Here is a 20055-nt window from a genome sequence, read left to right as displayed (position 1 = left end):
GGCCGCCGCTGCCGTTTTGCCACCCTTAAGGACTGTTTTCAAAAGCCGTCAGGATTAGTCGGCGCCCATTTTCGCATCGAGACACGCTATTTTTCTGCGCCGGGGCGACGGTATCGCACCTACAAAACCATCTGTTCCACCACACAAGCAGGCCCAGCCAGTCACATCCCTGAACATTTGAGACAACCGCAAAAACAACAGTTCAGGGGCAGACGGCCATCCAGCCTCCCGGCCTGCGCCGCTTTAATCCGGCTGCGCGGGGAGCGTGAAGGTGCCTGCGGGAATGGCAACCCCGCTCTTGACATCAAACAGGGTCACACGCGTCTCGCGCCCCTGCGCATCCACCACGCTCCATGAGCGGAGTGAGACCGGATTATCATAAAATACCAGTGTCAGGCTGCCATCTCCGGGAGAAGACGTGCGCACGACTGTAACCTGCACCAAGCCGCCTTCATGCTGAAAGCCGGTGATCGTCACATCCTCTTTCAGACTGACATGCTGCCGCAGCAAGAGCCCCAGCGGCGTACGCTCCATAGGAATAACGGTTGTCTGGTCAAGCTGGTTATCCCGGAACACCACCTTGCCCTGATTGGCAACCAGCAGGAGCGGCGTTGGCGGGTCATACGCCAGCCGCATCTGGCCGGGGCGCTGCATCCAGACTACGCCGGTGGTACGTTTTCCATCCGTATCCAACTGCTGCATATGCGCCTGAAATGTTGTGACGCTGTTGAGCGCCTTTTCAATCTTCCCGAGCCACATCTTGTCAGACGCAGACAGCGTGATGCCCTCCGGTGCCTCCGCCGGTGTGGCGCTCTGCCCCCCGCTCTGGGGCACACTCTGGGCTGCTGCCCCCTGCGCCAGAGCCGGAGCAGCATGCGCGAACGCACTCACGCCGCCCCCCACGGACAGAGCCAGACACAGGGCTGAAAATTTGCTGGAACGTGATGTCATACGCGCTGTCATTCCCATTGGTGACCATAAGCCGCCAGCAAACATCCTGCGCGGGCCTTTATTATGGCACATCCAGTATGCCATTTGTGGCAGGCGGATAACAGGGGGCGGGTTTAGGAACTGCCTATCAGCACGCCAGCCAGAAAAACCAGCGCCCCGCCAAAAACAATCTGCACAATGGCTGAGCCGAACGGCGTATCCTGATACCGCCAGCGTATCCATGAAATCAGGAACAGTTCGACCACCACAACGGCAACGGCCACCATCATTGCGCCGCTGAACGACTCAATAAGGAATGGCAGGGTGTGGCCAATGCCGCCCGCCATGGTCATGGCACCGCACACCAGCCCGCGAATAAGCGGCTTGCCGCGACCGGACAGCGTGCCATCATCAGACAGTGCTTCGGCAAACCCCATGGAAATCCCCGCCCCCAGCGAGGCCGCAAGCCCGACCAGCAGCGCACTATGCGACTCATGCGTAGCGAAAGCCGCGGCAAAAACCGGGGCCAGTGTGGAGACGGACCCATCCATCAACCCCACCAGACCGGGCTGGACAATCTGGAGCACGAAACGCCGCCGGGCGTTTTCGTCCTCATCCTCCCGCTTATCGTCTGTCAGGTGGCGGGATGTGATGTCACTGGCAGTGCGGCCATGCTGGTCTTCTGCTGTTGCAAGATCACCCAGTAGTTTGCGTGTTTCGGCATCATTGGTGCGGAGAGCGGCCTGCCGGTAAAACCGTGCGGCATCACGCTCCATATCCTCCGCATAGCACCGGACAACCTCAATCCCCTGCCCCTGAATCTGCCATGCCGGTTTGCGCGGCATGAAGCCTGCAATATCCTGGCGGCGCACAAGCGGAATATGGGAGCCAAACCGCCGGACATAGACATCAATCAGATGCCGCCGATGATCATCTTCCTCATGCACCATATCGGCAAAAATTTTCGCGGTATCCGGATAGTTTTCCTGCAAGGCATAAGAAAAATCTGCATAGATGCGCCCGTCCTCTTCCTCATTGGAAATGGCCAGAGCAAGAATTTCCTGTTCAGTCAGGGCGGAAAATTTACGCATTTTTGTTGCTCTATAGATTTTCAGGACAAATTTCAATTTATTCTTAAATAATGAGAATATTTCTCATTTTCAGACACTTTGTTCTGACCGTTTTCCATACAAATAAAAAACAGGCAGGATCATAACCTGGTCCTGCCTGCATCATTACTTTCCTGACAGAAACAGACTCTCAGCCTCTGTGATTTCTGGACGCATTTATGGGCGCACTTCTGCATTTCTGCGCACACTTCTGAACGTCAGACAGCAATCAGCCCCGCCAGAAACGCCAATGCAACAGCCAGCCCCACTTCCCGGTTGGCCCGGAACTGCGCCAGACACAAAGCCGGGTCCATTGGGTTCAGTGCCCGCACCTGCCGCCATAACAGGAACAACGGCAGCAGAAGAACCGGCCAGAACAGATGCCCAGTGCCCGCAAGGCCTGCGGCCACCGCCAGCAACACCCCCGTCAGCGCGTAACAGGTGCCAATAAAAGCCTTTGCCCGCCCGGCCATGAGCCGTGAGGTGGATTTCACGCCAATCCGGGCGTCATCTTCCATGTCCTGAAACCCATAAATGGTATCAAACCCGAGTTGCCAGACGATGGTTGCTGCGTACAGGGCGATCTGCGCGAAGGACAGATGCCCCGCCGCTGCCGCATAGCCCAGCGGCGCTCCGAACCCGAAGGTAAAGCCCATGACCAGTTGCGGCCACCACGTAAACCGCTTGGCCAGAGGATACAGCGCCACCAGCACTAGCGAGGACGCACCTAGAATCCGGGACAAGCCGTTCAATTGCAGCAGGATGGACAGGCCGATGACCAGCAGAACAGCTAGAAACAGCACCGCATGCCGCATCCGCAGCGCGCCGGAGGCCAGCGGGCGGCCTGCCGTGCGGGCCACCTGCCGGTCAATATCCCGGTCCCACATATCATTCACCACGCAGCCAGCGGCCCGCATGACGAGACTGCCAACACCAAACAGCACGATCAGCCGCACCCGTTCCGCTACCGGCACACCCTGAGGCAGCAGAATCCCCCAGACCCCCGGCAGGAAAAGCAGCCATGTGCCAATGGGCCGATCCAGCCGCGCCAGCAGGGCATAAGGGCGCAACGCCGGAGGCAGGCGGGCAATCCAGCCCGTTACCCGGATATCGGTATGACCGGAAGACGCTGACACGATACAGGCAATCCTTTAAACAAACACAGCAGTGCCGGGGGTATGCCATACATTGCCCTCCGGCATGAACCTCTTTGCGCACAGCCGCATTACCGCCTACACACCAGTGTCATTCCGAGACCGATCCGCCGGATCGGGCCTCTCCTTCCGCAGCAACCCGCCTGAGTGCTGAATGTCATGAGTTCGCCCGAGCATCTCCCCCGCCTTTTTATTCCGCTGGACGCCACACCGGGTCCCGCTGAGGCTGGCACGTCCTGCACGCTCAGCCCGGCACAGGCCCGCTATCTGGGCACCGTCATGCGGAAAAAGGCCGGAGACCCTGTGCGCGTCTTTAACGCGAGCATCGGGGAGTGGCTGGCCAGTCTGGGCGAGATTCGCAAGGATCGCGGTAGCTTGACGCTCACGCAGCAACTTCGCGCGCCTTCCGTCCAACCGGACCTCGTTCTGGCGTTCGCGCTCCTGAAACGCGATGCGACCGATATGGTCCTGCGCATGGGCACGGAACTGGGGGTTACGCACTTTCTGCCAGTCATTACGGAGCGCACCAATACCCACCGCACCAACCCGGAGCGGCTGGAAGCCATCGCGACCGAAGCCGCCGAGCAGTGCGAACGTCTGGACATTCCCACCATTGCCGAACCCTGCCCTCTGGCCAGCCTGCTGGGCGCATGGCCGGAGGGGGCCCGCCTGTTTACGGCCATGGAGCGCACGGAAGATCGTGGCGTCACGCTCAACGTCTCTCTTCAGCAGGCGCGGGCGGGTGATGGCCTGCTGATTGGCCCGGAAGGCGGTTTTTCCGATACGGAATGCCGTGCCCTCCTTGCACGTCCGGCCATCGCCCCCATCTCTCTGGGGCCGCTGGTTTTACGGGCTGATACAGCGGTCGCGGCGGGCCTCGCCCTGATGGGTCAGAGCTTGCGCTCTGCTCAGGATTAGTCAGAATACCTTTACCCTCGTTGTGGCCCGCCCCTGTTGCCGGGCAATTTTTCAAGGAACAGTGATTTTAATGTCTCACGCCGATGCCCACGACGACACACCCGTTCGGTCCGTTTTTCAGCTTGCCGAAGTGTTTGCCAGAGGATGCAAACCCCGCGATTCATGGCGTATCGGCACAGAACATGAAAAATTTGGCTGGGTTCGGCCGGAAGCCGCAGCAGAGAGCGCAGGCCCGCAGGCAGACCGCCCGGCCTATGCCACCCCGCCTTATAGCCCCGCAGGGATAGAAGACCTGTTGAACGGCCTTCAGGAAGTTGAGCCGGATGACTGGCAGCCCATTCTGGACGAAGGCAAGGTGATCGGCCTGAAAGGCATTGAAGAGGCGAAGGGCGCAGGCATTTCTCTGGAACCGGCAGGGCAGTTTGAACTCTCCGGCGCGCCCCTGCAGACGCTGCATGAAACGGCGGAAGAACTGGCTGCCCATTATGAGTCCGTGCGCCCGCTGGCTCGCAAGCTTGGGCTCGGCTTCAGCCCGCTGGGCTTCCACCCCACCGCAACACGTGCGGACCTGCCGTGGATGCCCAAATCCCGCTACGCCATCATGCGCAATTACATGCCCAAGGTTGGCACGCTGGGTCTGGATATGATGCAGCGCACCTGCACCGTGCAGGTCAATCTGGATTTCGGGTCCGAGCAGGACATGGTGCGCAAAATGCAGGTGTCCCTTGCCCTGCAACCGGTCGCAACCGCCCTGTTTGCCAATTCCCCCTTCTTTGAAGGCAAGCCGAACAACTTCCTCTCCAACCGTGCCCGCATCTGGACGGACACGGACAATGCCCGCGCGGGTATGCCCGCCTGCGTGTTTGAAGAGGGCTTCGGGTTTGAGCGGTATGCGGAATGGATGCTGGATGTCCCCATGTATTTCATCATGCGTAATGGCAAGATGCGTGACGTGACCGGACGCTCCTTCCGCGCATGGATGAATGGGGACCGACAGGACGGACTGGAGGATGTCACCCCGACGCTGGCTGATTTTGAAAACCATATCTCTACCGCCTTCCCGGATGTCCGTCTCAAACAGTTTCTGGAAATGCGCGGGGCCGATGCTGGCTCTGCGGAGATGATGCTGGCCCAGTCCGCCCTGTGGGTTGGCCTGCTGTATGATGACGCCGCGCTGGAAGCCGCCTACGAACTGGTGCGTGAACGCCCGTGGGAAGACTACCTCAAGCTGCGCGCTCTGGTGCCGTCTCAGGCGCTGAACACACCGTGGGGTGACGGCACCGTGCGAGACCTTGCGGCACAGGTCATTGGCATTGCCATGGACGGCCTTCAGGCGCGTGGTTTTGTGGATGATAATGAGCGGGAGGAGTGGGCATACCTCGCCCCGCTGACCGCCATGGCCGCAGGTGGCCCCACGCAGGCGGAACGCTGGCTGGAGCGCTATTATGGCGCATGGATGGGCGATGTGACCCGCATTTTTGGAGAAAGCGAGATCTGATCCCGCCTCTCCGGGCTGGCCGCTTCCTGCGTGCCAGCCTTTTTTGTAACCGGGCTGCGTGACGTTTAAAGCCGCTCAGGCTTTTCCGTCTGACCGTCCGCCGACAAGCAACCGGCTGGAACTCAGCAAAGCCGCGAAGACCGCGATACAGGTGGCCGTCAGCAGGCATTTTACGGCGGCTCCCTCCCCAAACAGGGAGAAAAACGCCGCAACCCCCGTCGCCCCGCAGGTCTGCCCAGCCTGACGCGCCACCTGCACCATGCCGCTGGCCCCTCCGGCCCGTGCGTGTGACGCCGAAACCATCATGGCGCGGTTATTGGGGGGCTGAAACAACCCAAACCCAAACCCGGCCACCCATGTCCGCCAGACGACCTCAAAAGCGGCAGGATGTGCGGGCATACTCCATAGCAGGAAAAACCCCGTTGCCGTGAGCAGCAGTCCAATGGAGGACAGTACACCGGCGGACACCGTATCTGAAAGCCGCCGCACCAGAGGGGCTGCAAACATGATGCCAATCGGCCACGGCGTTATCAGCAGGCCTGTCGCCGCCGCGCCCATATCCAGCACGTCATGCAGCATGAACGGCATGGAAACAATGTAGAAGTTGGACGCCACAAAGCCGCAAAAACCTGTGACGAAGGCAATGCCAAAATCAGGCTTTGCCAGCATATCCACGGGCAGGATGGGCTGCGGCTGCCCGCTCTCCCGCCGCATGAGCAGCATGCCGGAAATCAGCCCCACCCCAATCAACGTGCAGGACAGAGCCTTGCCGGAGTGATGCGCCAGTCCATCCCCCCCCATAACCAGCGCGCCAAACGCCAGCATGCACAGCAGACTACCCACCAGATCAGGCCGCGTATCGGCGCGCGGTGTTACAGGGAGCGCCGTAAAGGCCATGAAAAGCGCTGCGGCCCCCAGCGGCAAATTGATCCAGAACAGCCATGGCCATGACGCAACCGTCAGAATGGCAGCCGCAGCCGTTGGTCCCAGCGCAACACCAATGGCCACCACAACGCCATTCAGGCCAATACCCTTGCCGATTTCCGCGTGCGGATAAATGTAGCGCACCAGCGCGATATTCACGCTCAGAATGCAGGAGCCGCCAATCCCCTGCAACACGCGGGCTGCGGCCAGAGCCGGCAGCGTCGTGGCCATGGCGCACAGGACCGACGCCACCATAAACAGGATAATGCCAAACTGGCACATGCGGGAAAACCCAACCCTGCCGCCCAACGCCGCCAGAGGCAGCAGAGAGACCAGACTGGCCAACTGATACGCATTCACCACCCAGATAGATGCAGAAGAAGACGCATGCAGGTCCTGCGCAATATCCGGCAGGGCCACGTTGGCAATGGCGTAATCCAGCAACGCCATCAGCACGGACAGAGAAACCGCCAGCATGGCCAGCGTTCTGGCCCGACCAAACAGGCCAGTGGGGACAGAGGACTGGGAAGACCCGTCAATTGACCCGCCTGTTATCTGCGCAAGTTCATTCATCGGCCCGATCACTCCTTTTCTGACCTGCAACATCTTGCGCTGGAGCTTCTGTGCCATCCTGAACCCCGAAGGGAAAGGCCGGACTGGCAGCATCAGTTGTCATAACAGACCACGAAAATAGTAAAACGTCTCATACGCACACGAATTTGTGCTTAAGCCCTGAAACGCGACCTCTCTATTTTGCAAATACAAGAAATCACGTCTTCCCGACTGATTTAAGGTTTTCCTCGCCTGTCTCAACACACAGGCTACGCCTGCCATGCTGCACCTAATAATGGTTGACATTCGCACCCCGCCCCGCTCCATCCTTTAAGAATGACACCCTTACTTGCCTCTGGCCTGACAGCCGCCGCCATTGTCGTGCTGATGCTCCTGATCGGGATCGTACGCCTTAACCCCTTTGTCACGCTGTTTATCGTGTCTATCGGGCTGGCTCTGGTTACTGGCATGCCGACAGAGCAGGCCATTTCCTCTTTTGAAAATGGAATGGGCCACGTGCTGGGCCATGTGGCCGGGGTTGTCGCACTGGGCACCATGTTGGGGAAAATTCTGGCTGAAACTGGCGGCGCGGATCAGATTGCCCTGACTATTTCCCGCATTGCGGGAAAAAAGCGGCTACCATGGGCCATGATGGTTATCGGCCTGCTGGTTGGCCTGCCCGTGTTTTTTGAAGTCGGGTTTGTGCTACTCATCCCGCTGGCCATTATCCTGTCCCGCCGGAATGATCTGCCCCTCCCCGCGCTAGCTTTTCCTATGGCCGCAGCTCTTTCCGTAACACACGCCATGGTGCCGCCGCACCCGGCCACCCTGCTGGCCATTACGGCCTACCACGCCAATACGGCGTACACCCTGTTCTGGGGGATTGTCATTGGCACGCCAATCGCGGCCATCGCGGGGCCAATTTACGCTTGGTACATTGCGCCGCGCATTGGTTCTCTGGCGCCAACTGCGCTGGAAGACCAGTTTACCACACAGGCCAAGCACGAGAAGCTCCCGTCTTTTGTGCTTTCCTGCGCAACCCTGCTGATGCCCGTTGTGCTGATGCTGGGGGGCGCGCTGGCGGAACTGATCTGGCCCGCAACCGCCCTGCCCTACCGGATCATGCATTTTCTGGGCAACACGGATGTCGCCCTGCTGGTTGCCACCCTGATGTCCTTCTGGCTGATGGGCAGCCTGAGCGGCCTTTCTCGCGAGACCATTCTCCGTTTCAGCAATGACTGTCTGGCCCCCACCGCCACCATCATGCTGCTGATTGGGGCGGGCGGCGGTTTCGGGCGGGAGCTGATTGACAGCGGCCTGTCCCACTCCATCACAAATCTGGCGCTGGGAGCGCATGTGCCACTGCTGGTTCTGGCATGGGTTCTGGCCCTGCTGGTCCGCATTGCCACCGGCTCCGCCACAGTCGCCACCACCACGGCCTCCGGCATTGTTGGCCCGATTCTGGCAACATCACACTCTGTCTCGCCCGAACTGCTGGTGCTGGTTACCGGGGCTGGCTCCGTCGGTCTAAGCCTGATGAATGATGCCGGATTCTGGCAGATGAAGGAATATCTGGGAATGAACCTCTCCCAGACCCTGCGGAGTTGGACGATGATCGAGACGATTATTGCCGTTCTCGGCCTGCTGATCTGCCTGCCGCTCTCATGGGTCATTCACTGACTCAACAGAAAGGGGCGCATGTTGCCATGGCCCCTTTTCCATAAATCCTGCACCAGAGTTGCTCGACTAATCCTAGCCTGTCTTCTCTCTCAGACCGCCGGTTCCTCATCCCTGTCTGGATAAGGCCCGATGGGTATTTCGTACCCGGAATACACCCCATACGTTCCTGCGAACGCATAACTAGGCATTCATGCGCTCATAATCCGGGGATACACACAATCCACGTGTCAGCAGCCCGCCGCCTGACAGGACTGCTGACCTCCTCAGGATTTGGAATACGGGTTTTTCGTGCCACGCGTTTGCAGGCGAATCGGCACGCCCGGCAGGTTAAACGTCTCACGCAGGCCATTCACCAGATACCGCTTGTAGTCTTCCGGTGTCTGCTCGGCGCGGGTGCCGAAAATCACGAAGGTCGGCGGGCGCGCCTTAACCTGCGTCATATACCGCAGCTTCAGGCGACGACCATCCACCAGCGGTGCCGCATGGCGTTCCAAGGCGGCTTCAAACCAGCGGTTCAGCGCGCCCGTTGGTACTCGGGCGTTCCACACCTCACAGGCTTCCCGCACGGCAGGAAGCAGCCGCTGCACGGAGGCACCCGTCAGGGCAGAGAATGTCACCACCGGCACACCGCGCATCTGCGCGAGAGAAATGCTCAGACGGTCCAGAATAGCCTGACGGGTGGCGTTTCTGTCTTCCACCGCATCCCACTTGTTCAGGGCCAGCACACAGGCGCGGCCTTCCCGCTCGATCAGGCGGGCGATCTGCAAATCCTGCTCATGCACACCCAGCGTGGCATCCAGCACCAGCACAGCGACTTCCGCCATTTTCAGAGCTTCAATGGAGGCCGAGACCGACATTTTTTCCAGTGCTTCATCAATCCGCGCTTTCCGGCGTAGACCGGCGGTGTCCACAACCTCGAACACGTCACCTTCATCATGCAGCGTCACCGCTACAGAATCCCGTGTCAGGCCCGGTTCCGGGCCAGTAATCATCCGCTCTTCACCCAGCAAGCAATTCAGCAGCGTTGATTTCCCAGCATTCGGGCGGCCAACAATCGCAATGCGGATCGGGCCCGGCGGACGGGCGGGAAGAACAATTTCCGCGTCCGGGTCCTGCGCTTCCACATCAGGCTCGAACTCATCCTCTTCCTCAAACACGTCTTCTGGCTCGGGTTCGGGCGGCAGATGGTCCACAATCTCGCCCATCAGGTCGGACAGACCTTCCCCATGCTCAGCGGAGACCGCAACCGGCTCCCCAAGCCCCAGAGAATAGGCTTCCATCGCGGCGGCAGCGCCCCCGCGCCCTTCGGCCTTGTTAGCCACCAGCATGACTGGCCGCCCCTGCTTGCGCACCCAAGCGGCAAAATGCTCATCCGCCGGGGTAATACCCGCGCGGGCATCAATACAGAACAGGACCAGAACGGCGTCACGCACAGCACTTTCGGACGACGCACGCATCCGCCCGAACAGTGTGTCAGGTGCTGCCTCTTCTAGCCCCGCCGTATCCACCAGCCGAATGGTCCGACCACGCATGACGGCAAGACCTTCCTTCCGGTCCCGCGTAACGCCGGGGGTATCCGCCACCAGCGCCTGACGACGGCCAACAAGGCGGTTAAACAGAGTCGATTTCCCAACATTTGGGCGGCCAACAATGGCCACAAGAGGGAGATCAGCAGAAGGTACAGGCGCAACAGGCCGCATGGGCCGCCGGCGATCAGCCATAAGAGCGAAGCTTTCCGTCGTTGGTGACAATCAGCATCTGCTCATCAACAACAATAGGGGGAACAAAAGAAACCTGATCCATGGAATCCACGGAGATAATGGCGCCATTGGTCGGGTTCACGCGCACAATGCCATTGCCCGGCATGGTGCTGACACAGACCAACTGACCACCCGCCATGACAGGGCCAATCCATGTCACGATGTTTTTGCTGACATCCACGCGCACAAACCGGCGGAGCTGTGTAATCCAGCGGACATGGCCAGAAAGACGGTCAATACAGGCTAACTGGTCATCCTGAGACAGCACATAGAGCCAGTCCCCAACACATAGCAGACTGTTCTGGCTTCCAACAGCACGCTCCCACAGGCGGCGGCCTGTACGGATATCCACCGCGGCCATGACCTGCGCCATGCTGATGGCGTAAACGGTGCTATCGACCACAACCGGCAAGCCACGCACGCAGGTCAGATTCAAGGTGCTGGCCTGACTGCCGACATTCCCGAGCATATCGCTCCAGACAACCTCGCCACTTTCCGCACGGAACGCGACCAAATCACCCCCACCAAACCCGGCAATAACCACGCCATTGACCACAGCCGGAGCAGGTTGGCCGAACACCGTCGTTTCCGCCGCCGTAGCTGTGTAAGACCAGAGCTGGTTGCCGGTTGCCGCGTCAAGCGCAAACAGCCGTTCATCAATGGTGGCGAAAAACACGCGGCCATCGGCAATGGTCGGCGCGGAGCGGCCCGGTGTTCCAAAGTCGGAACGCCACTTCACCTTACCAGTGGTAACATTGACCGCCAGCGCCTCTGAAATACCGTCCACAACATAGAGCGTATCCCCATCAACACCGAGGCCTCCACCCACATTGCTGGACTGAAGCTTTTTTGGCTTGGAGTTAAGCGTCCACAGATGGGACATATGCGGCCAGCTAAAGGCCCGCACCACGCACTGCGCGTCCATGATGAACAGACGCCCATCATGCACCACCGGCGGCGACTGGATCAATCCACGCCCGAAATCACCAAGCGCAGCCCACGCCAGAAGATCAGGCTCGGAAATACCTGCGCCGATATCTTTCGTCCAGCGCGGATGCAGCCCGCCCCAACGGTAATTACTGCCGACATGCGATGTGATGCGGCCCACGATCGGCCAGTCGGACACAGAGACCGGCTCCGGCAGGGTAATAGCCGTATGGTCTTCCTTATCCACCGTCAGCCCGGCCCCGGAGGACAGCACATTGGTACGGTGCCCTGCCAGAACAGGCTTTTCATCTTCATCAAACAGACTACAGCCCGCCAGAAGCGGCATCATGGCTGCACCGGTCAGCAGTTTTCTGCGCGCAACAGACGGACGACCAAAAAAACCGGAACGTGTTTTGCTATTCATGGTGCCTTACCCTGCCGACGGATCAAGAGCTTGGGACAGCGCCTGCGCCCTGTTCCGCACGCCCGAAGGAACGTCCTGCGCCGCGGCCAGCACGGCAAATTTCTTACGGGCTTCATCCAGATGCCCTTCACGGATATCCAGCGTAGCCAGAGCCTCTGTCGCCAGACCATTCCATGGCTTACCGTTGCCGGTCAGCAGGGAAAGGCGGGACCGCAGCGTTGCCGGGTCTCCCGCATCAAGCTGCTTCTGGCACCATAAAAGTGTCGCTAACTGCCGCAGGACGGGGTCAGCACTCTGGTCATTCTGCACGGCATCCCATGCGGCAAGGGCGGCCGTCACATCACCATGCGCGGCCTGCACCCCGCCTTCTTGCAGGCGGGCAAGCGTTGCAACGCCTTTGGGGCCGGTTGCCACAAGCTTCTGCAAGGTAGCCAGACCTGTCTGAGCCGTTTCCGGCAGCGGAGTTTGTGTCGCGGGGGCGGGCGGAAGATGATCGGTCTCACGCAGCGCAGTCAGGTAAGACCCTGTTGCGGCGAGAGAGGCGGATTTCAGGCTGGACACATGCCATGACCACGCACCAGCCCCAATCAGGACAGCGGCAATCACGCCAACACCCAGCCCGGCATACCGGCGAGCCGTCTGACGTAGGCGTTCAGCCTTCAATTCGTCATCAACTTCCTTGAAAACATCTTCTGCCACGTCTGGCTGGTTCCCGTTCTGACTATGATGCATGTGTAATCGGCACTTCTGCCCTATGCACACCCATCATACAAGCCACCTGCGAGAAAGACACCCCTTAACATGACGTGACAGAAGGGGCGCTCCAAAAGGCGCTTAGTGTGCGCCGCCGCCGAATTTGGCGCTGGCGGCCTTCAGCGAGGCTGTCAGATGCACAAAATTCCCCGCAATCCGCTTCTGCACGGCGGAACTGCCTTCATGAATATGGGCAATTTTCTCACGCGCCTCATTGCTGATAGCGGTCTCTTCCTTGTTGGCCGTGCGGGCCACGCAGGTATTATAGGCGCGGGCTGCCTTTTCATACGCCGTCACCTTGTCCACGCTGGCATTATACCGCTCAACGGAAGACACATCGACAGACGGCGCAGCAGGCTCTGCCCCACAGGCAGGCGCGCCCCAGCCACCGGTTGCGGCGTGTGCCACCCCGGAGTCTGTCACAGCCGCCCCGGCCAGCAGACCACCCAAAACCAGAAAAAAACCTTTCCTCATTCCCAATTTCCCTGTTCTGCACGTGCTATCCGGCCCGAACCTTCGGGCGGATGTCTGAGTGCCTGCGGGTTCATGACACAGGCCGTATAAATGTCTAGCCCCACGCCTTCTGCACCCGCTTATGGGCCAGAATACGGCACAGGACTGCCCAACTACCGCGCACACTTGGAAAAATGGACCGAGAGCCGTATAAACTCTCTTCAATGCGCATTCTCTTCATCACGGCCACACGCCTTGGCGATGCCGTGCTCTCGACCGGCCTTCTGGCCCATCTTGTCCGCACCTACCCCGATGCGCGTTTCACCATTGCCTGCGGGCCTGTGGCCGCCGGACTATTTCAGAACCTGCCCGGACTCGAGCGCGTGCTTGTCATGACCAAGCGTACGTATGACCGACACTGGCTGGAGTTGTGGAAAGCCTGCATCGGCCAGACATGGGACCTCACGATTGACCTGCGCGGGTCAGCCACCACGTTCTTCCTGCGCAGCCGCAAACGGCTGATTATGCGTGGGGGGCGTCGCCCCGGCCTGCGGCTCAACCATCTCGGGCAGCTTCTGCACCTCTCACCGCCCCCCATGCCCACGGTCTGGCTATCCGAGGCTGATAAAACCCTTGCAAGCCAGATGATCCCTACGGACGGCGGCCCGATTATCGCCCTTGGGCCCACCGCAAACTGGACCGGCAAAATCTGGCCCATAGACCGCTATCTGCCGCTCTGGGCAGAGCTCTCGCGCCAGATCCCCTCGGCCCGTCCGGCTATTTTTTATGGCCCCGGAGAACAGGAACGTGCTCTTGCCCTGCCCGTGCTGCATGCCCTGCCAAATGCTATTGATGCGGGAGGCCATTTCTCCCTGACACAGGTTGCTGCCATGCTGGCTCAATGCCGCCTGTTTATCGGGAACGATTCCGGCCTGATGCATCTGGCCGCCGCCGCTGGCACCCCTACTCTGGGGCTATTCGGCCCCTCCCGTGCCTCGGAATACGCGCCCTCCGGCCGCAGCACCTCATGGGTTGTAGCCCCCGGCCCGGAAGGAGAGGCGCCCATTGCCGGGCTCTCTCTGGAGCGTGTCACACAGGTCGCCTTGACTGTGCTGGCGGAGACCAAATCATGACTACCCCCTCCTCGCCCCTCGCTCCGCTCCGCGTGGCCCACGTTATGGCGGGGGCCCCCACCGGCGGGGCCGAACTGTTTTTTGAGCGACTCTGCATGGCGCAGGCGGCGTCTGGCCTGTCCGTTCTCCCCATCATTCGGCAGGATGCAGCCCGCGCGGAGCGGATGCAGGCAGGAGGCGCCAGACCTCATGCCCTTAAATTCGGCGGACTGACCGACTGGCGCACACGCCCGCAACTCCGCACACAGCTCAAACAGTTCGCCCCCCGCGTGACGGTCGCGTGGATGAACCGCGCCGCGCGATTCACACCGCAAGGCGACTGGATTCTGGCCGGGCGGCTGGGCGGGTTTTATGATCTGTCCTATTACCGCCGCTGCTCGCACCTTATTGGCAACACGCATGGGCTGGTACGCTGGATGCGGGAACAGGGCTGGCCGCAGGACCGTGTGCATTACCTGCCCAACTTTGCGACGGAACTCGCACACACGCCGCCGGTTCGGCCAAAAGGCGTGCCCGCCGGAGTACCTTTCCTGCTCGCACTGGGCCGCCTGCATACCAACAAAGCGTTTGATGTGCTGATCCGCGCCATGGCGCATCTCCCCGGCGTATGGCTGGTCATTGCGGGAGAAGGCCCGGAACGGGCTGCGCTGGAAGACCTCGCCCGGAAAGCAGGCGTTGCGGACCGCGTGCTGATGCCCGGTTGGGCCACCCACCCCGGCGGCCTCATCCGCGCCTGCACGGCCCTTGTCTGCCCCTCCCGGCATGAACCGCTGGGGAATGTCGTCATCGAGGGTTTTTCCGCGCAGAAGCCCGTGGTTGCGGCAGCGTCTCAAGGGCCAACGGAACTCATCCGCTCGGGGGAAAACGGCCTTCTGGCCCCTGTGGAGGATGACCGCGCCCTCGCGCAGCAACTCGCCGCTGTGCTGGAAGACCCGGCACGGGCCAGCGCCCTGGCCGCCGCGGGCCGCGCGGAGTATGACCAGACCTTTGCCACAACCCCGGTGCTGAACGCTTGGGCGGACTTCCTTTCCACTGTGGAGGCGCCCTGATGTGCGGCATTGGCGGTCTGGTTTACACACGCGGCACCCCGCCCTGCGGGCAGGATGTGCTGGACCGCATGGCCGCAGCTTTGCAGCATCGCGGGCCGGATGGGGCGCACTTCGCCCGCTTTCCGCATGCGGACCTGATCCATACACGCCTTTCTATTATTGATATTGCAGGGGGTGACCAACCCCTTTCCGCCGGGACCGGCACGCTGATTGCCAATGGCGAAATTTATAATGACCCGGACATCCGCGCCCAGATCGGCCCCGAACATTTCAAGACCGGCAGTGACTGCGAATCCCCCCTGCGGCTGTGGGAGCGCCATGGCGCGGATTTCCCCCGCCATCTGCGCGGCATGTACGCCATTGCACTCTATGACAGCGCGCAGGATGAGCTGCTGCTGTGCCGTGACCCGTTTGGCATAAAGCCGCTCTATTTCACGGAGTTTGACGGCGGAGTAGCCTTTGCGTCCGAACCCGCTGTGTTGCTTGCCGCCAATCTCACACCCCGCGCAGCCTCTGCCGCAAGGCGAGACGAACTGCTGCAACTCCAGTTCACCACCGGGCGGGAAACTATTTTTAAAGGTATCTCCCGCGTGCTGCCCGGTGAAACGCTGCGCATTGTGCAGGGCCGTATTCTGGACCGCCAACGTCTATCCCCGCTGCCATCATCGCCCGACACTGCGCCGCTTCTGACGGAGGACACCGCACTCGCCCGTCTGGATGAGGCGCTGATGAACAGCGTGCGGGCGCATGAACGAGCGGACGTACCCTTTGGCCTGTTCCTGTCAGGCGGCATTGACAGCGCCAGCCTGCTGACGGCCATGACCCGACTACAGCACCCCGAAAAACTGCGGACATGGACAGCGGTTTTTGATGCCCGTAACACGGCGGATGAAGCCGAAGCCGCTGAAGCCCTTGCCCGCAGCGCACAGGCGGAGCATCAGACTGTCCGCATTACATCCGCCATGGTCTGGCACCATCTGCCCGCCATTGTGGCCTGCATGGATGACCCCGCAGCCGATTACGCCATTATCCCCACATGGTTCCTCGCGCGTGAAGCCGCGAAGGACGTGCGCGTTATCCTCTCTGGTGAGGGCGGGGATGAACTGTTTGCAGGCTATGGCCGCTATCGCTCGGCTGTGCGTCCATGGTGGCAGGGGGGACGCCGCATGTGGCGGCACGGCATGTTTGACACGCTGGACATCCTCCGCACCCGCCCGACAGGCTGGCGGGATGGCATTATGGCCGCTGAGATGTGTGCGGAAGGCGCCCCCACACGCCTTTCTGCCGCACAGGCGGTCGATCTTGCTGAATGGCTACCCAATGACCTGCTGCTCAAGCTGGACCGCTGCCTGATGGCGCACGGGCTGGAAGGCCGCACTCCCTTGCTGGACCCGGTCATCGCGACTCTGGCATGGCGCTTGCCAGACACGCTGCGTGTGCGGGATGGTAAAGGCAAATGGTTGCTCCGCCGCTGGCTGGAACAGCACTGCCCCGCAGCCCGCCCCTTTGCCCCCAAACAGGGCTTTACCGTGCCCATCGGAACATGGATTGCGGAGGACGGCGCCCGTCTGGGCCAGCTTGTTGCGCAGCAGGACTGCATTCAGGAAATTGCCAAACCTGAGCGTGTGCGTGCACTTTTTCAGGCCGCAGCAGGCCGTAAAACCGGCCCGGCGGCATGGACGTTACTCTTCTATGCCCTGTGGCACCGGACACATATCCGTGGACTGGCCCCGGCGGGGGATGTTTTTGAAACGCTGCGCCTCTCGTCATAAAATCTGCCATCCCAACATCTGCACCATCACCGGGAGCACCTCTCATGCCCACCTCTTCTCATAGTGCCCTGCTGGAAAACCGAACTGTTCTGAAACTCTCCGGCGCGGACCGGGTGAAGTTCCTGCAAGGGCTGGTTACGGCGGATGTCGCGGCCCTCGCGCCCGGACAGGCCACATGGTCCGCCTGCCTGACGCCGCAAGGCCGCTGGCAGGCGGATTTCTTTCTGGTGTCTGACCCGGATGACACCTGCCTGCTGCTGGACTGCGCCAGCGAGCAGGCTGAGGGTCTATGCAAGCAACTGCTACGCTTCCGCCTGCGGGCTGATGTGCAGATGGAGCCAACCGGCATGCGCGTTATGGTCGCATGGGGCAACGCGCCAGATGCTGCCCTGATGGAAAACAGCATCAGCTTTGCAGACCCACGCCTGCCTGCTGCCGGATGGCGCTTACTGGATGTGCCGGAAGACACCCAGCCAACGGATACCCCACAAGACTACAACCTGCACCGGCTCATTCTGGGTCTGCCTGATGGTATGCAGGATTGCGAAGTGGGCCGCACACTGGCGGCGGAAGCCAATATGGATCTGCTCGGCGGCGTTTCATGGAGCAAGGGGTGCTTTATGGGGCAGGAAGTCACAGCCCGTATGCACTACCGCACACTTGTCAAAAAACGCATGGTTCCGGTTGCCAGCGCCGCACCGCTCCCGGCCCCCGGTACGCCGGTTCTGGCAGACGGGGTCGAAGTCGGGACACTCTGCTCTTCACAGGATCATGTCGGGCTTGCGCTGCTCAAAACCAGCGCCGTGACGCAAACACTGACCTGTGGCGACCATACTCTTGTGCCGCGCCCCCCTGTCTGGCTTGCTTCGGCCCTCGTGCCGCCGCAGCCTTCTTCTCCTCCTACCCCGGACACGTCAGCATCCTCATGACCTATCAGGCTCCCACTCCCTCCGCCCTTTCCACCATGCTGGATACCGTCAAATTTGACGCCTCCGGCCTGATTGCCGCCATCGCCCAGCAGCATGACACTGGCGAAGTGCTGATGATTGCGTGGATGACGCGCGAAGCCCTTCAGGAAACGCTTGAAACTGGCCGCGTCTGCTATTTCTCTCGCAGCCGCCAGAAACTCTGGCGCAAAGGGGAAACTTCCGGACAGATTCAGCATCTGCACGAAGCACGTCTGGATTGTGATGGCGATGCGGTGCTGCTGCTGGTCAATCAGATAGGCGTTGCCTGCCACACTGGCCGCCGTAGTTGTTTCTACCGTGCCTTCGGCCCGGATGGGCTGGTGGAACTGACCAAACCGGAAATTGACCCAAAAGCCTTATACGGCAAACAGGCTTAACCAGACGGTCTGGCCGGGAGGCAACATCAACTGCCCCCGGCCCTACCTTACGCGATTAGACTGTCCAATTTTACCGAAAAATTAAATTCAACCGTTCAGAATCAAGAACTGACGGAACCTTTATAATCCATGACCTGAACAGGCTTTTTGTCCGGATTCGGTAGAATCTGGGGTAAAAAGACAACAGCTTCAAGCGCACAAAAGCACGCCAAACAGACCTTGCCACACTTATCAGTCCCGTTGGTAAAAACCCCCACGAACACCACAGAATTTTTAAAAATCCTTGTAACCAGAATATTTTTTAATCAATCAGCCTTCCGCGCCCTACCCGCCAGAAGGTCAAGCACAGCTTCTGCCGCCGCATCTGCTGGTAGCTTACCGCCCGGCCCCTGCAAACCATGCAGCACGGTTTTAAAAGCCTCTTTCTGCGCATTGGCTAAAGTCGGATCCTCAAACAAGGCCCGCACGGCATTGGCCAGAACGGAGGGGCGGCATTGTTCCTGCAATAGTTCCGGCACAATGGCGCGTCCGGCCAGCAGATTGACCATGGCGACATACGGCACGCGGATCAGACGACGCGCCATAAACGCCGTTAGCGGGTTAACCCGATACGTCACGGCCATGGGCACCCCCGCCAGCGCGAGTTCCAGCGTGGAGGTTCCTGATTTTGTCAGGGCCGCTCCGGCTGCGGCAAACGCATCATGCTTGTCTTGCACGTCCGTCACAATCACGGGGCGTACTGGCCAGCGCGCCGTCTCCCGCTCAACGGTAGCCGCCACAACTGGCGAGACCGGAATAACCGGCACCACATCCGGCATATCCCGCTGCAACAGAGCCAGCATCCTGCCAAAAACAGGCAGCAGACGGGGGGCTTCTGAGCGACGGCTGCCGGGCATTAGAATCAGAACACGCGCGCCATCCGGCAGCCCATGCCGGCGGTAAAAGCGGGTTGCGTCGCCGGTCTCGGCTCCTGATTGCAAAACGGGGTGGCCGACAAATTTCGTCAGCAGACCATGTTTACTGAAAAATGCTTCTTCAAATGGCAGCAGGCACAGCAGTTCCTCCCACATGCCGGGAAACTCCTTCACCCTCTTCTGCCGCCATGCCCACACTTGCGGGGCGACATAATGCACACGCGGAATACCGAACCCGGAAATCCGACGGAGCAGACGCAGGGCAAAGCCGGGGCTGTCGATTGTCACGACTAGGTCCGGCCTGCGGGCCTCAATATCCTGCACAGCCTCATTCAGCCGGGCAGAAAGCGCGCGCAGACGTGGGAGAATTTCCACCAGCCCCATCACAGCCAGATCCCGCATGGGGAACAGGCTGCGCAGCCCTTGTTCCTCCATTCGCACGCCGCCCACTCCGGCAAAATGGATGGCGGGGTTACGGGCGCGCAACGCATGCATGAGGCGCGCACCCAGCACGTCACCACTGGCCTCACCAGCCAGAATCCAGATTAACGATGCGGAAGAAGGAAGGGGAGTTTGCTCGGCCATCTCTCAGCCATACCGGCGCGCCAGATGGAGCACAATCTCAGAAAAACCTTTCCGATCCCGGTGCCGGCATCTTATGCCCTACATCACCAGACACAGTATCAGCCAGAGCAGAAAGAGGTCTCGTGACGGTAAGCCAGTATCTCAGAGCCTGTTTGGAAATTCGCTGAAGTGTGAT

Annotated in this window: 17 protein-coding genes; 8 read left to right on the top strand and 9 right to left on the bottom strand. The window is 60.4% G+C overall.

Features of this window, described 5'->3' with window-relative positions:
- Positions 1-243: 243 nt before the first annotated feature.
- The 3 genes from AD949_RS05930 to ubiA form a co-directional block, all read right to left on the bottom strand.
- Entirely contained in the window at positions 244-951 is a 708-nt protein-coding gene (locus tag AD949_RS05930) for a LolA family protein (protein WP_244463421.1), read from the bottom strand.
- A gap of 113 nt (positions 952-1064) precedes the next feature.
- The gene (gene mbfA, locus AD949_RS05925; protein ID WP_048836569.1) at positions 1065-2021 is read right to left on the bottom strand and encodes an iron exporter MbfA; all 957 of its coding nucleotides are present in this window, start codon (positions 2019-2021) and stop codon (positions 1065-1067) included.
- A gap of 236 nt (positions 2022-2257) precedes the next feature.
- Positions 2258-3175: a 4-hydroxybenzoate octaprenyltransferase gene (ubiA, locus tag AD949_RS05920; protein WP_048836547.1), complete on the bottom strand. Its 918-nt coding sequence runs from the start codon at positions 3173-3175 to the stop codon at positions 2258-2260.
- Between the two features lie 177 nt (positions 3176-3352).
- On the opposite strand from ubiA, the gene AD949_RS05915 reads away from it, so the two are divergent.
- On the top strand, positions 3353-4111 hold the full coding sequence (locus AD949_RS05915) for a 16S rRNA (uracil(1498)-N(3))-methyltransferase (RefSeq protein ID WP_048836570.1): 759 nt from the start codon (positions 3353-3355) through the stop codon (positions 4109-4111).
- 70 nt (positions 4112-4181) lie between these two features.
- Complete coding sequence (locus AD949_RS05910) at positions 4182-5609, top strand: glutamate--cysteine ligase (RefSeq protein WP_048836548.1); 1428 nt, start codon at positions 4182-4184, stop codon at positions 5607-5609.
- Positions 5610-5684: 75 nt separating this feature from the next.
- Here the strand turns inward: AD949_RS05910 and AD949_RS05905 are convergent, their stop codons facing one another.
- Positions 5685-7106 (bottom strand): MFS transporter, encoded by a 1422-nt coding sequence (locus AD949_RS05905; RefSeq protein WP_082064832.1) that lies wholly within the window; start codon positions 7104-7106, stop codon positions 5685-5687.
- 315 nt (positions 7107-7421) lie between these two features.
- Between AD949_RS05905 and AD949_RS05900 the strand changes: the two genes are divergently transcribed.
- Complete coding sequence (locus AD949_RS05900; RefSeq protein WP_048836549.1) at positions 7422-8765, top strand: GntT/GntP/DsdX family permease; 1344 nt, start codon at positions 7422-7424, stop codon at positions 8763-8765.
- A gap of 263 nt (positions 8766-9028) precedes the next feature.
- On the opposite strand, the gene der is transcribed toward AD949_RS05900, so the two are convergent.
- From der to AD949_RS05880, 4 genes are all read right to left on the bottom strand, one after another.
- The gene (der, locus tag AD949_RS05895) at positions 9029-10486 is read right to left on the bottom strand and encodes a ribosome biogenesis GTPase Der (protein ID WP_096430451.1); all 1458 of its coding nucleotides are present in this window, start codon (positions 10484-10486) and stop codon (positions 9029-9031) included.
- Positions 10479-11876, bottom strand: coding sequence for a PQQ-binding-like beta-propeller repeat protein (locus tag AD949_RS05890; RefSeq protein WP_048836550.1), 1398 nt, complete (start codon positions 11874-11876; stop codon positions 10479-10481). The genes der and AD949_RS05890 overlap by 8 nt, the downstream gene beginning before the upstream one ends.
- Positions 11877-11882: 6 nt before the next feature.
- Positions 11883-12575, bottom strand: coding sequence for a hypothetical protein (locus AD949_RS05885; RefSeq protein ID WP_048836573.1), 693 nt, complete (start codon positions 12573-12575; stop codon positions 11883-11885).
- Between the two features lie 135 nt (positions 12576-12710).
- A complete protein-coding gene (locus AD949_RS05880; protein ID WP_048836551.1) occupies positions 12711-13103 on the bottom strand; it encodes a hypothetical protein in 393 nt (130 codons plus the stop codon).
- Between the two features lie 203 nt (positions 13104-13306).
- On the opposite strand from AD949_RS05880, the gene AD949_RS05875 reads away from it, so the two are divergent.
- From AD949_RS05875 to hisI, 5 genes are read left to right on the top strand one after another with little or no spacing between them, the layout of a single operon-like run.
- Positions 13307-14215 (top strand): glycosyltransferase family 9 protein, encoded by a 909-nt coding sequence (locus AD949_RS05875; RefSeq protein WP_048836574.1) that lies wholly within the window; start codon positions 13307-13309, stop codon positions 14213-14215.
- Positions 14212-15264, top strand: a complete 1053-nt coding sequence (locus AD949_RS05870; RefSeq protein WP_048836552.1) for a glycosyltransferase — start codon at positions 14212-14214, stop codon at positions 15262-15264. The genes AD949_RS05875 and AD949_RS05870 overlap by 4 nt, the downstream gene beginning before the upstream one ends.
- The gene (gene asnB, locus AD949_RS05865; protein WP_048836553.1) at positions 15264-17036 is read left to right on the top strand and encodes an asparagine synthase (glutamine-hydrolyzing); all 1773 of its coding nucleotides are present in this window, start codon (positions 15264-15266) and stop codon (positions 17034-17036) included. Before AD949_RS05870 ends, asnB begins: the two co-directional genes overlap by 1 nt.
- 44 nt (positions 17037-17080) lie before the next feature.
- Entirely contained in the window at positions 17081-17965 is an 885-nt protein-coding gene (ygfZ, locus tag AD949_RS05860; RefSeq protein ID WP_048836554.1) for a CAF17-like 4Fe-4S cluster assembly/insertion protein YgfZ, read from the top strand.
- Positions 17962-18381 carry a phosphoribosyl-AMP cyclohydrolase gene (gene hisI / locus AD949_RS05855; protein WP_048836555.1) on the top strand — a complete coding sequence of 140 codons (420 nt, stop codon included), beginning with the start codon at positions 17962-17964 and terminating at the stop codon, positions 18379-18381. The genes ygfZ and hisI overlap by 4 nt, the downstream gene beginning before the upstream one ends.
- 305 nt (positions 18382-18686) lie before the next feature.
- Here hisI and lpxB read toward each other — a convergent pair whose 3' ends face one another.
- Positions 18687-19880 (bottom strand): lipid-A-disaccharide synthase, encoded by a 1194-nt coding sequence (gene lpxB, locus AD949_RS05850; protein ID WP_048836556.1) that lies wholly within the window; start codon positions 19878-19880, stop codon positions 18687-18689.
- Between the last annotated feature and the right edge of the window lie 175 nt (positions 19881-20055).

This window comes from Acetobacter orleanensis, assembly GCF_001581005.1.
GTDB classification, from domain to species: Bacteria; Pseudomonadota; Alphaproteobacteria; order Acetobacterales; family Acetobacteraceae; genus Acetobacter; species Acetobacter orleanensis.
This window is presented reverse-complemented; position numbering and strand designations above follow the sequence as displayed.